Origin of the sequence: Streptomyces roseochromogenus subsp. oscitans DS 12.976, from assembly GCF_000497445.1 — a bacterium.
GTDB classification, from domain to species: Bacteria; Actinomycetota; Actinomycetes; order Streptomycetales; family Streptomycetaceae; genus Streptomyces; species Streptomyces oscitans.
This window is the reverse complement of sequence record NZ_CM002285.1, coordinates 5394247-5406960: the sequence shown is the minus strand read 5'-3', so window position 1 is coordinate 5406960 and position 12714 is coordinate 5394247. Positions and strand designations below refer to the sequence as shown.

General features: G+C 71.0%; 11 protein-coding genes. 3 read left to right on the top strand and 8 right to left on the bottom strand.

All coding sequences use genetic code 11. The features are described from left to right. Positions 1-14: 14 nt before the first annotated feature. Positions 15-827, top strand: a complete 813-nt coding sequence (locus tag M878_RS92350) for a glycosyltransferase family 2 protein (protein WP_023549577.1) — start codon at positions 15-17, stop codon at positions 825-827. 87 nt (positions 828-914) lie between these two features. On the opposite strand, the gene M878_RS92345 is transcribed toward M878_RS92350, so the two are convergent. Both M878_RS92345 and M878_RS73085 read right to left on the bottom strand, forming a co-directional pair. After that, a complete protein-coding gene (locus M878_RS92345; protein ID WP_023549576.1) occupies positions 915-1955 on the bottom strand; it encodes a LuxR C-terminal-related transcriptional regulator in 1041 nt (346 codons plus the stop codon). A gap of 458 nt (positions 1956-2413) precedes the next feature. Next, entirely contained in the window at positions 2414-3412 is a 999-nt protein-coding gene (locus M878_RS73085) for a helix-turn-helix transcriptional regulator (RefSeq protein WP_031225569.1), read from the bottom strand. A 257-nt stretch (positions 3413-3669) separates the two neighbouring features. On the opposite strand from M878_RS73085, the gene M878_RS92340 reads away from it, so the two are divergent. After that, positions 3670-3996: a hypothetical protein gene (locus tag M878_RS92340; protein WP_158692731.1), complete on the top strand. Its 327-nt coding sequence runs from the start codon at positions 3670-3672 to the stop codon at positions 3994-3996. A gap of 216 nt (positions 3997-4212) precedes the next feature. Next, on the top strand, positions 4213-5349 hold the full coding sequence (locus tag M878_RS94645; RefSeq protein ID WP_023549573.1) for a glycoside hydrolase family 16 protein: 1137 nt from the start codon (positions 4213-4215) through the stop codon (positions 5347-5349). 119 nt (positions 5350-5468) lie between these two features. Here M878_RS94645 and M878_RS73080 read toward each other — a convergent pair whose 3' ends face one another. From M878_RS73080 to M878_RS73060, 6 genes are all read right to left on the bottom strand, one after another. Then, on the bottom strand, positions 5469-5693 hold the full coding sequence (locus M878_RS73080) for a DUF6059 family protein (protein WP_158692730.1): 225 nt from the start codon (positions 5691-5693) through the stop codon (positions 5469-5471). After that, positions 5690-7468, bottom strand: a complete 1779-nt coding sequence (locus M878_RS92970; RefSeq protein ID WP_023549571.1) for an acyltransferase domain-containing protein — start codon at positions 7466-7468, stop codon at positions 5690-5692. The genes M878_RS73080 and M878_RS92970 overlap by 4 nt, the downstream gene beginning before the upstream one ends. 152 nt (positions 7469-7620) lie before the next feature. Next, the gene (locus tag M878_RS73075; RefSeq protein ID WP_051430284.1) at positions 7621-7845 is read right to left on the bottom strand and encodes an acyl carrier protein; all 225 of its coding nucleotides are present in this window, start codon (positions 7843-7845) and stop codon (positions 7621-7623) included. Positions 7846-7952: 107 nt separating this feature from the next. Continuing rightward, positions 7953-9173 (bottom strand): ketosynthase chain-length factor, encoded by a 1221-nt coding sequence (locus M878_RS73070; protein ID WP_023549569.1) that lies wholly within the window; start codon positions 9171-9173, stop codon positions 7953-7955. Beyond that, positions 9170-10438, bottom strand: coding sequence for a beta-ketoacyl-[acyl-carrier-protein] synthase family protein (locus M878_RS73065; protein ID WP_031225564.1), 1269 nt, complete (start codon positions 10436-10438; stop codon positions 9170-9172). Before M878_RS73065 ends, M878_RS73070 begins: the two co-directional genes overlap by 4 nt. Positions 10439-10736: 298 nt before the next feature. Further along, on the bottom strand, positions 10737-12326 hold the full coding sequence (locus M878_RS73060) for an acyl-CoA carboxylase subunit beta (protein ID WP_023549567.1): 1590 nt from the start codon (positions 12324-12326) through the stop codon (positions 10737-10739). Positions 12327-12714 lie beyond the last annotated feature (388 nt).

Genomic DNA, 12714 nt, shown 5'->3' with positions numbered 1-12714 from the left:
TTCCAGGAGAGCTGATGCACGCCGAGCCCGCACCCGACATTTCCGTGGTCGTCGCCACCAGAGACCGGCCGGCCGACGTCCTGCACCTGCTGAACGCGCTGCGCGTCTGCGACACCGGAGCCATCACCGAGGTGATCCTGGTGGACGACGCGTCTGGACGCCCACTCGAAACCCCCTGCGGAGAATGGCCGTTCAGGCTGCGTCTGCTGCGCAACGACGTGCGGCGCGGAGCCGCCGCCAGCCGCAATCTCGCCGCCGAGGCCGCGCACGGGCAGGTGCTCGCCTTCCTTGACGACGACGCACGTCCACTGCCCGACTGGTGCGCGGTGCTGTGCGAGACGCTGACCGCCGACCGGGCGGCGATCACCGGCCGCGTCCTGCCCTTCGACAGTGGCGTGGTCTCCCGGGCACGTCAGCACCGCTACGACACCAGGTACGACGCCCATGCCCCCTACAGCGCCGTGCGCTTCTTCGCCGGAGGCAACTCGGCCGTCTGGACGGACCGGTTCCGCGCCGCGGGCGGGTTCCCCGACCTCGTCACCGCCAGCGACAACGGGCTCGTGGAACGAGTGGCCGAGCAAGGGGGCGAGGTGATCTTCGTGCCAGAACTGCGCGTCGCCCACCGCAACAGCAAGGGGGCCCGCATCGCCTTCCGCGAGGCGTGGCGCTCCGGCCGTCTCGCCGGCGGGAGCCGGCCCGTCGACTGCTGGCGCCAGTTCCGAGGCGCAGCGCGCACCCAGCCGTGGGCCGCCGACCGCCCGGCTGCCGGCCTCAACACCGCTCTCCAGGCAGCGCACTCCCTCGCCAGGGCGCTGCCGACCCGGTGAGGACGGGAATCGACCGAGGCCACCGCGGAACCCCGGGCCGGGTGGTGGCGCCGTGACCTGCCGCCACCACCCAAGCGCCACCCGCCGTCAGACCGAAGCCAGAGCGGGGCCGGAAACGGCCAGCCAGCCCCGTCGGCTGAGTTCGAGGGCCGCCTGGAAGCGGGTCTGCACGCCGAGCCGCTCCAGCAGCGAGGCGATCATCCTGCTGAGGGTCCTCGTGGAGACACCGAGCCGCCGCGCGATGGCGTCGTCCTTCATCCCCTCCACGAGGAACTGCACGATGGCCCGCTCTTCCGGGCTGAGGGGCGTCTCGCCTCCCACGGCAGCCGGCTCCTGCACCGCGGCGTGGCCGTCCCAGCGCTCGGCTGTGAGCCAGCAGTGGTCGTACAGTGCCTGGAGCGTCGGTACGAGGTCACGGCCGTGGACCGCCAGTGCCGGGGCCCACTCGTCCTCGGGATCCACGGACAACAACGCGAGGTCGTCGTCGACGACGACCATCGACGCCGGCAGGTGCGCCGCCAGCCGCACCTCGGCCCCTGCTCCGGCCAGTTCCTCCAGGTAGCCGGAGAACATCTGGTCCTTCGCGTGACTTCGCGGGAAGAGCAGCCGAAGGGCCACCCCTGAAGCGGCCATGGCCGAGTCCCGCAGCAGCATCGCGTCAACAGCGTCGGCGCTGAGCGCCGCGCCCCCGTACATCGACCAGACGCGCCCACGGGCCACCGCCGCGGCGTCATCCAGAAAGGCGATGACGCCTTCCGCGGTTGCCAGGGTCTCCAGCTCGACCGTCCTGCGCCGGGCCGAGCTGACGCCGAGGAAATCCCGCATGATGATGGAGATCGCCCGGCGCGTTCGGGACACCTCTTCCTGGTGGCGGGCGAGCTGCTGGTCCTCCAGTGAGAAGAGGCGCATCAGCGCGATATTCGGATCCACCGCGTCGTATCCGCCGGGAGAGTTCCGGGAGGGCCTTACCAGTCCGGCGGTCTCCAGGTGGTCGAGCGCCTCCTCGACCGCGGGCGTGGCGATGCCGGCACGCAGGGCGATGGACTCCATGGTCCAGTTCACATCCTGGAGCGCCGCCCGGTACACCAGCTCGCTCAGTTCCTCCGAAGTGACCGTCCGCCTTGCCATATCAGCTCCGTCCGAGTCCGCGGGTCCACTGTTTTCGGCTGCCGGGAGAACCGGCGCTCACGAGCCCCACGTCAGGTCGTTGGGAGCAACGGACGCGGCGACGGCCGAGGAGGAGCTCGTCCGCGTCGGGTGCTGGGCGGGCTGACAGTGTCCGGGAATTACAGCAAGGCCGATTGTTGCGAGAACGGGTGCCACCAGAATGGCGGACTTGATGACGACAGTATTGGAGAATCGCTTCGAAATAGGCACAGCAAACCCCCGTACGAATATCCCGAGTAGGTCAGAAACAGGATCAGAATTCCTGCCGTCGGCTTTCGCGAATATCCCTGCCGACGTCCTCTACTCTGGCCCGGCGCCCGTACGAGGGGAAGAGATCGGCCATGGCCGGAACTGACCTTGGCACAATGCGTCCACTGTGGTCAGAACCGGGCAAGGCAACGAGGGCCGGTGCGTGGAGTTCAGTGGCGGCCGGCCGGGAGCCAGCCGTTCTGGACCGCGTGCACGCCCGCCTGGAACCGGCTCCTGGCCTCCAGGCGTTCCATCAGATCGGCGGCGATGCGCCGCGCGGTCCGCGGGGAAACGCCCAGACGTTTTGCCATCGCCTCGTCGGTGAGACCACTCGCGAGCAGGCGCAACGCCTCGGCGTCCTGTGGGGCGAGTCCCCGGGAGTCCGCCGAAGGAGCGTCTCCCAGCGGAACGGCCGCGGTCCAGACCTGCTCGAAGAGGGCGCACAACGCCGCCACGACACCCGTCCCCTTGAGCACCACCGCGCCGGCACGTGCGTCGGAGGTGTCGGTCGGCAGAACGGCCAGACGCCGATCAATGATGATCAGGCGGACGGGCAGGGTGGGCATGGTGCGTACCCGCCCGCCCTGGCTGTTCAGCCACGCCACGTGCTCCAGCGTGGGCTGATGGTTGCGCACACTGTCCAGATACACGGTGCGCATCCGGATCCCCCGGCTGAGCAGGGCCTCATTGGGGCCGCGACTCGCCTTCAGGTCCTCGGCGGTGTGGGCACCTCCGGGTGCGAAGGTCATGACCTCGGACTGGGCCTGCTCGCCGAGTTTGGCAAGTCGCACGCGAATCTCATCAGCACCCACCAATTGCTCGGACTCGGAGCCGTCCTGCCCCCGGTTCAGCATGGAGTACTCGGCGATCAGCTGTGCGGCGGCCGCGCGGGAAGCTTCCAGCCGCTCCTGCTGTGCGGCGAGATCCGCCTGGCGGCGGGCCAGCAGGAGTTCCATCGCCACCTCGGGGCTCACTGTCAGGAATTCGGCCTCTTGTCCCGCCGACGACCGGATGAGGGACAGCGAGCTGAGCACGTCGAGACTCCGCCGGACATCGGATTCGCTCAGTCCGAGCCGCTCCGCCAGTGCGGCGACGCCCTCCGACGGATGCGCCAGCATCGCCCGATAGACCCGTTCCGAGCAGGTATCAAGTCCCAGCGTTTCCAGCATTGTTCCCCCCTGACCGCCTGAAAGCCGCACGGATTGTAAACACACAGGCCAAGGCGGCCGGAATAACAAAGCCATAGATTCGGTAAAAGGCTCACCAAGAGCGCCAGGTATACAGAGGTTCCACGGAAAGGCACGGTCGAACGGCAGCCGAGGCGTATCGCTTCAGCCGCCTCCTTGCTGGCCTGTTTGTGCAGCGGCCTGAAGCGTCCAGGGTTGAGGTGACATGGGCCCGTTGCCCGGGATGCATGATCCTGAGCATGTACCTCGTCCACGCAAGGCTTCGGGCCGCAGCCGGAACAGCCGTTCCGGCCGACGTGGCGGACATCGTCACACGTCACGCCGACGCCGACACGAGTCTCGAACACGTCAGCGTCCACAACGACACGGGAACCGGGCTCGTGCTCGGCCTCTTCCTCCTCGCCCGTTCCTTGGAGGCAGCGGAGCACAGCGCGCTCCAGGTGTGTCTGCGCGCACTGTCCCACGCCCCGCAACTCCGCGCGTTCACCCTCCTCCAATGCAGCGCCGAGGCCCCGTTCGCCTACTACGAAGAACTCCTCGCGGGCGAGGTGACGGCCAGGGAATGACAGGTCTGATCGCCCGCAAGCGGGTGTCGCAGGTTCGAATCCTGCAACCGGTGTGAGTCACATCTCGTTGTACGCGCACGGCACATCTGCCTAGCCTTCGGAGGTCCTCCCGGGTGGCCTCAGCCGCCGGGACGCCGAGTCCTGCGGGGACGGGACCGTGGACCGTGGTCCCCACAACACCTCCCCCCGCAGGCGCCGTTGAGGAAGCCCCCCACCATGCGCCCTTCCATATCTCCTGCCCGCCTGGGCGTGGTCGGCACGGCCGTCGCGCTGCTGCTCCTGCCGTTCGCCACCCAGGCCTCCGCCGCCACCTCCGTCACCCAGGACAGGCTGAGCCCGACCGCGATGACCGCGGGCGTCGCCGGCTCGGCCCAGCTGACCGTGCACTCCTCCAGCTGCTTCACGGCCAAGACGCTCGGCGTCGGCGTCCGTGACGCCTCCGGCAAGAATCTGGACTTCCCGGGCAACGCATCGAATGTCCGGATATGCCCGAATGGAGTGCACTTCACCAGTGCCTCGCGCACGCTGACGGCCGGGACGTACACCGTCTTCGGCTTCTGGCAGGAATCGGGCGGGGCCTGGCACAACCTGCCGTCGCACACGCTCACGGTGAACAAGGCCCCGTCCACCGCGACCACGCCCTCGTCCGGCAACAGCGGCTCGCCGATATCCGGCCAGTCCCTGGTCTGGTCGGACAATTTCTCCGGCGGCATCGCCTGGAACTCGAAGTGGGTCGGTGACAAGAGCTCGTCCTACCGGTACGGCGACCAGAACCCGGACGACAACAAGCTCGACTGGCTGGACCCGAGCGCCGTCACCACCTCGAACGGCGTCGCGACCTTCACCGCCAAGCCCTCCTCGCACATCCTGGAGAACGGCAAGAAGGCGTGGACCACCGGCCTGCTCACCACCGAGGGCTCCAGCGAGGGCTTCCAGGTGAAGACCGGCGACTACGCCGAGACCAGGGTCAAGCTGCCCGCCGGCGCCGGCGCCTGGCCGGCCCTGTGGACCTGGAAAAACGGCAACGGTGAGATCGACTCCTTCGAGTACCACCCGGACAACCCGAACCTGCTGGAGCTGACCAACCACGTCACCTCCGGCTCCGACTACTACACCGACTCCGGCGCGGTCGCCCCCGGCCAGTGGGTCACCATCGGCACCCACTACGGCGCCGGCTCGGTGGACTGGTACGTCAACGGCAAGAAGGTCTACTCCGACGGCCACGGCGTGGGCAGCAACTTCTCCGCGTACCTGATCCTCAACCTGTCGATCAGCGCCGGCAAGTACCACCCCGCGCCCACGGGCTCGACACCGATCACCATGCAGGCGGACTACGTGAAGGTGTACCGCTGATCAGCAGCCGGCCGCTCAGCAGTCGACGGACAGCGCGAGCACATCCAGTCAGCAGCAGAGGTGCGGAGAAGCACCCCTCGGAAGGGACTTCGAGGGGTGCTTCTCCGGTGGGAGGGGGCTCAGGGCAGCCGGCTCTCCGTTGTCAGCTCGTGTTCCAGCGCGCGTTCGTAGTCGGTCAGGGGGAGGTCGGGACGGAGGCGTTCCGGGTGGTGGCTCGGGACGTCGGAGCGGTCGGGGTGCAGGTCTGCCAGGGGCATCCAGACATACATGCGGCCCGACGCGGCCAAGATGCCGTAGATCGCCTTCAGCACGCGTACCGCCGTCGCCGCTGCCAGTCCCATCATGAGGTCGCGGCGGCGAGCTGCGGTGTGGCGGCGGGGGTGTTCCCGTGCCTGGCGTCGGCGGTCCACGTCCACAGGGCGGAGAGCGCGACCGGGGAGGGAACGTGGCCCTCGGTCCACAGTCGGGCCGCCGCGGTCAGGACCGACTGGCGGTCGGCCTCCGCCGTGCCGGGGCGGCCCGGGAGCAGGGGTACCGCGGCGCTGGCGCCGAGGCGTACCGCGCGGTGCCGGCGGGCGAAGGCGGTGAGGGTCTGCCGGGGGCCTGCCTCGATCAGCAGCATGTCGTCGGCGGCGAGGAGGGACTCCAGGGCCTGTTTGAAGTACACCGTGTCGGTGATCTGGCGGGCCCAGAAGCGGGGGCTCAGTGCCTCTTCGGGGCGCAGCAACTCGCCCGTGTACCCGGAGTACAGCGGCAGCGTCGGCGGGCGGAGGGGGATGTCCCGGTAGGCCGCCTCCACGGCTTCGGACGCGGGTGCCATCGCCGGGGAGTGGAAGGGACTGGTCGCCGGTACGGTGACGACGGTGAGGCCGTCGGCCCGCAGCCGCCCGGCGATCTCGGCGAGCGGCTCGGCCGGACCCGCGAGCATGGTCTGCTGGTTGGCGTTGACCGCGGCGATCGCCACGTCGTCGCGGAGGTAGGGGCGCAGGCGTTCCTCCTCCGCCGCCACCGCCAGCATGCCGCCCGGCGGGATCTTCACAGCCTGGCGGACGCGTTCCATGACCATGGTGACCGCGTCGGGCAGGGCGACGGCACCGGCGATGGTCGCGGCGACGAGTTCGCCCGCGCTGTGGCCCAGCACCGCGGTGGGGCGCACCCCCCAGCCGATCACCATGCGGCCGAGCGCGTAGTCGACCGCGAAGAGGAGCGGCTGGGCCCGGCGTACGTCGTCGATGGGGATCAGGGGGCGGCCGTCGGTGAGCCAGTCCGCCCGGATCCGCGGGCCCTCGTCGCCCATGTGGGACAGGGCCGCGTCGAAGGCGGCGGTGAACACCGGCTCCCGCCCGTACAGGCCGGCCGCCATGGCGTGGTGCTGGGAGCCCTGGCCCGGGAAGAGCAGGGCGACGGGCCGGGGCCGCGTCGCGGTGACCGCCTTCGCCTTGTGCACCGTGGCGGCGGACAGCGCGGCGACGGTGACGGCCGCGCCGCGCACCGGTCCGGGCTCGGTGCCGCACGGGACCGTGGTGGGCAGCGCCGGGAACGCCTCGTGGTGCAGAGCCGAGAGCAGGGGCAGCAGTTCGCCGCGCACCCGCTGCTCGTCCCGCTCGTCCCGGCCCGACCACAGCAGCAGCCGGTGCCGGCCCGGGTCGGTGGCGCGGTGCCCGTGCACCAGGGCCTTCAGCTCCGGTGCGGCGTCGGGGCCTGCGGCGGTGAAGTCGAGTGTGCCGAGGACGGTGTCGCCGTCCGCGACCGCCTCCGCGGCGCGTTTCACCGCGTAGACCGTGATGGTCCCGGCCTCGGGCTCGTTGAATCCGGCGACGAGCGCGAAGTCCGCGGTGCCGTCGTAAAGTTCCTGGTGGGCCAGGCGCAGGGCGCGGCCGGGCGCCGAGGCGGTCCGCACCGCGAAGCCCTCGTGCTCGGGGGCGAGTCCGGGATCCGGCGCGTGCGCACCGACGTAGACGACGGTCCGTACGGGCAGGTCGCGCGGGGAGCGGCCGAAGGCCCGCAGCACCGCGGAGACCGCGGCGGCCGACGCCGGCACGGGCGACCAGTCCTCTCCCGCGGGACCCGGCCGGACGATCAGCCTCCGGATCACCGCGCTGTCAGCCGTCAGCGGCATGGGGTACCTCCTCGTGGGCCGCGGACCGCCGCGGCCGGTGGGGCATGGATCGACAGGAACCAGGGGGCGTGGGGGGAGTCGGGTCGGGAAAGGAGTGCGGGCCGCCCCTGGCGGCGGGGGATCCGGAATCGGGGCGGCCCGCACCGTCCGGCTCAGGCTTCGTTGCCCTGGCCGGAGTTGATGAGCTCGAGCAGGGCACGGGGCGTCTCGGCGTCGACGACCGCGTCGTCCGGGACGCTGATGCCGTAGGTGCGCTGGACCTCTCCTATGACCTGGAGCAGGGCGAGCGAGTCGTAGCCGAGTTCCAGGAACGGGGTGTCGAGGACGTCGCCGTCCAGGTCGATGCCCTCCTCCTCACCCGCGCTCTCGCGCAGCATCCGGGTCAGGTCGGCCAGGGTCACGGTGGTGCTCGTGGTGGTGGTCACGGTGGGTCCTCCGTTGGGTGATGGTGGTGGTGCCTGACTCAGGGTGTGGCGAGGGGTGGTCACGCCGCACGGCGTACGACGAGGGCCGCGTTGAAGCCGCCGTGCCCCCGGGCGAGAACCAGCGCGCTGCGCAGGTCCGCCTCCCGGGGTGCCCCGGTGACCAGGTCGATCGGGTAGTCGGCGGCGGCCGCGTCGACGCCCGCGGTGTGCGGGATCACCCCGTCGCGCAGGGCGAGCAGGGCGGTGGCCGCGTCGAGGGCGGCGCCGCCGGCGAGCAGCCGCCCGGTCATGGACTTGGGGGCGGTCACCGGTACGGCGTTCGGGCCGAACACCTCCGCCAGGACCTCGGCCTCGGCCCGGTCCAGCTCCGGGACACCGGCGGCGTCGGCGAAGACGACGTCGATGCCGGCGGGGGTGAGACCGGCGTCGGTGAGTGCGGTGCGCACCGCCCTGGCCAGGCCCGGCGGGCGCCCGGAGCCGGGGTCGGGGTCGAGCGTGGCGGCGTACCCGGCGATCTCGCCGTAGACGTGGGACGCGCCCCGCTCGCGGGCTGCCGCGAGGTCCTCGGCCACCAGGATGGCGCCGCCCTCCCCCACCACGTATCCGCTTGCCTCGGCGGCGAAGGGCAGGTAGGCGCGGGCCGGGTCCTGCTCGGTGCTCATCAGGCCGGTGGTGAGCTGCGGGACCCAGCCCCAGGGGCAGATGCCCGCGTCGACGCCTCCGGAGACGACCGCCTGGAACCCCTTGCGGACATGGCGGCGGGCCTGGCCGATCGCGTCGATGCCGCCGGCCTGTTCGGTCAGCAGCACGCCGCTGGGGCCGCGCAGCTTGTGCCGGATGGAGATCTGCCCGGTGTTGACGGCGTAGAACCAGGCGAAGGACTGGTAGGCGCTGACGTGTTCCTTGCCCTTGCTCCACAGGTTCTGCAGCTCGCGCTGGCCGAACTCGACGGCGCCGCCGGACGCCGAGGTGACCACGCCCATGCCGTACTCGGGCACTTCACCGGTGTCGAGGCCGGCGTCCTGGAGGGCCCACTCCGCGGCGGCCAGGGCGAGTCTGGTCATGTGGTCGGTCTGCGGCATGAGCCGGCTGGGGATGTGCTCCTCGGCGACGAACCCCGGTACCTCTCCGGCCAGCCGGGCCGGGTACCGCGTGGCGTCGAACCGGGTGACCGGGCCGATACCCGACTCGCCCGCGAGGGTCGCCTTCCAGTAGTCCTCGGTGCCCAGGCCGTTGGGTGCGGCGATACCGAGGCCGGTCACCACGGTGGACGTGGTCATGCGATGCTCCTTTCCGGTCGCGCGAGGACCATCGCGCTCTGGAAGCCGCCGAAGCCGCTGCCCACGCTGAGAACGACGTCCGTCTTCTTCTCCCGGGCGGTCAACGGGATGTAGTCGAGGTCCAGTTCGGGATCCGGCTCGTGCAGGTTGGCGGTGGGCGGCAGCACACCGTGTTCCATGGCGAGGGCGCAGGCGGCGATCTCCAGCGAGCCGATCGCGCCTAGCGAGTGCCCGATCATCGACTTGATGGAGCTGACCGGGGTCCGGTAGGCGTGCTCGCCCAGGCTCCGCTTGAACGCGCCCGTCTCGTGACGGTCGTTCATCTTGGTGCCGGAACCATGTGCGTTGATGTAGTCGATCGTGGTCGGGTCGAGCCGGGCCTCGGCGAGGGCGGCGTCGATGGCCTCGGACATCTCACGGCCGTCCGGCTTGAGCCCGGTCATGTGGTACGCGTTGCAGCGCTGGGCGAAGCCCGCGATCTCGGCGTAGATGTGCGCACCCCGGGCCCGGGCGCTTTCCAGCTCCTCCAGGACCAGGACGGCCGCGCCCTCACCGAGGACCAGTCCGCTGCGGGTCTTGTCGAAGGGGCGGCAGGCGCTCTCGGGGGTGTCGTTGCGCGGGGTGGTGGCGAGGATGGCGTCGAAGCAGGCGGAGGTGATCGGGGAGATCGGGGCCTCGGTCGCACCGGCGATCATGATGTCGCAGGTGCCCTCGCGGATCAGTTCCACCGCGTGGCCGAGCGAGTCGAGGCCGGAGGTGCAGCCGGTGGAGACCACGGCCGCCGGTCCCTCGGCGCCGGCCGCCCGGCCCACCTCGGCGGCCATCGAGCTGGGCACGAAGTGCCGGTAGAGCTGGGGAATCGCGTACTCGTGGTCGACGAGCCACTCGCGGCCGCCGTCGCTGACCACCGCGTACTCGCGTTCCAGGCTGGTGGTGCAGCCGACCGCGCTGCCGAGCGAGGTGCCGATCCGGCCCGGGTCGAGGTCGGAGGTGTCGAGGCCGCTGTCGGCGAGCGCCTCCCGGGTGGAGACGACCGCGAACTGCGCGGCCCGGTCCAGCCGTCGGGTCTCCTGCTGGGAGAGGCCGGCGGCCAGCGGGTCGAAGTCGCACTCGGCGGCGACCCGGGAGCGGAACTGGGAGGGGTCGTAGAAGGAGATGGTGCGGGTGGCGGTACGGCCGGCGGTGAGCAGGTCCCAGTACTCCTTGACGCCGATCCCGCCAGGGGCCACGACGCCCAGTCCGGTGATGGCAACTCGACGCATCATCTACCTCGCCTTCGACGGGGCGGGGTGCTTCGCGCACTCCCTGCCGGATGGAACTGTGCGGGCCACTGTCGATCCCTTCGTCCGGAACACTGCGGTGTCGCGGCGGCCGGGGCTGCCATGGATGGGATCGCGCCCCGGCCGGCCGGGCCGGACGGCCACTCGCTTGTGGCGTGCCGCCGTATCCGGTGCATCCCATGGAACGTGCAGGTGCTCGACGGCCGCTCGCGTCCGCGTGGACGCCGTGTCTGCGCAGGTCAGGTGCAGGTCAGGTGCTGGCCAGGTGCAGGTCAGGTGCAGGTCAGGTGGGGAGGTTGCCGTGCTTGCGGGCGGGCACTTCGGCCTTTTTGCCGCGCAGCATGGCCAGGGACCGGATCAGGACGGAGCGGGTCTCGGCCGGCTCGATGACGTCGTCCACCAGGCCGCGTTCGGCGGCGTAGTAGGGGTGCATCAGCTCGGTCTTGTACTCCTTGATGCGCTGCGCCCGTACGGCGTCGGGGTCGTCGGCCGCGTTGATCTCGCGGCGGAAGATGACGTTCGCGGCGCCCTCGGCGCCCATCACGGCGATCTCGTTGGTCGGCCAGGCGAAGGACAGGTCGCAGCCGATGGACCGGGAGTCCATGACGATGTAGGCGCCGCCGTACGCCTTGCGCAGCACCACGGAGATCCGGGGGACGGTGGCGTTGCAGTACGCGTACAGCAGTTTCGCGCCGTGCCGGATGATGCCGTTGTGCTCCTGGTCGACGCCGGGCAGGAAGCCGGGCACGTCGACAAGGGTGACCAGCGGGATGTTGAACGCGTCGCAGGTGGAGACGAAGCGGGCGGCCTTCTCGCTGGCGTGGATGTCGAGCACACCGGCGAGCACGGCGGGCTGGTTGGCGACGATGCCGACGGTGTGCCCGTCGAGGCGGGCCAGCGCGCACACCACGTTGCGGGCCCATGCCTCGTGGACCTCGAAGTACTCGCCGTCGTCGACGAGTTCCCCGATGACATCGCGGACGTCGTAGGAGCGGCCCGGCTCGGCGGGTACGAGGTCGCACAGGGCCTCGGTGCGCCGGTCCGCGGGGTCGTCGGCCGATGCGGCGGGCGGCAGCTCGCGGTTGTTGGACGGCAGCAGCGAGATGAGGAAGCGTACGTCCTCAAGGCACTCGGTCTCGTCGTCGTACGCGAAGTGGCAGACGCCGGAGGCGGTCGCGTGCGGCTCGGCGCCGCCCAGGCCGTTGTGGGTGATCTTCTCGCCGGTGACGGCCTGTACGACGTCGGGTCCGGTGATGAACATCTGGGCGGTCTCGCGCACCATGAACACGAAGTCGGTCAGGGCGGGGCTGTAGGCGGCGCCGCCGGCGCACGGGCCGAGCATCACGCTGATCTGCGGGATGACACCCGACGCGGCGACGTTGCGGCGGAAGATCCCGCCGTAGCCGGCGAGGGCGGTGACGCCTTCCTGGATGCGGGCGCCCGCGCCGTCGTTGAGCGACACCAGGGGCGCGCCGGCCGCCTCGGCCAGGTCCATCACCTTGTGCACCTTGGCGGCGTGGGCCTCGCCGAGCGCGCCGGCGAAGACGCGGAAGTCATGGGCGTACGCGAAGACGGTACGGCCGTGGACGAGGCCCCAGCCGATCACCACGCCGTCGCCGTGCGGCTTCTTGTCCTCCAGGCCGAATCCGGTGGCGCGGTGCCTGCGCAGCGGTTCGATCTCGGTGAAGGTGCCCTCGTCGAAGAGGACCGCCAGCCGCTCGTGGGCGGTGAGCTTGTTCTTCGCGTGCTGCCGCCGGGTGGCCTCGGGATCGGGTCCCCGGCTCACTTCCTCTTTGATACGACGCAGCTCCGCGGCGGCTCGGCGCAGGTCAGGGGCGGCTGTGGAGACCGTGAGGTCGTCGAGGATCGTCATCGGCCGAACGTAGGACCGCTGCCTCGAACCCGCCTCGAGGCGGGAGCCGCCGGACCCGGCCGACCACCGGGGGAGCGGGCGGACTGGGCCGACCACCGGGAGGGGCGAGCGGACTCGGCCGACCGCACGGAGGGACGGACGGACTGGGCCGACCGCCGGGGGCGAGGGGACTCGACCGATCGCCGGGAGGAACGGGTGAACTCGGCCGACCGCCGGGGGCGAGCGGACTCGGCCGACCGCACGGAGGGACGGACGGACTGAGCCGGCCGCCGAGGGCAAGGGGACTCGACCGATCGCCGGGAGGGGCAACCGACTTACCCGGAAACGGGAAGGGCGGCAACCGGCCACGCCGGCCACGGACAGGAACCACAGGGGGCGAACCCGGCCA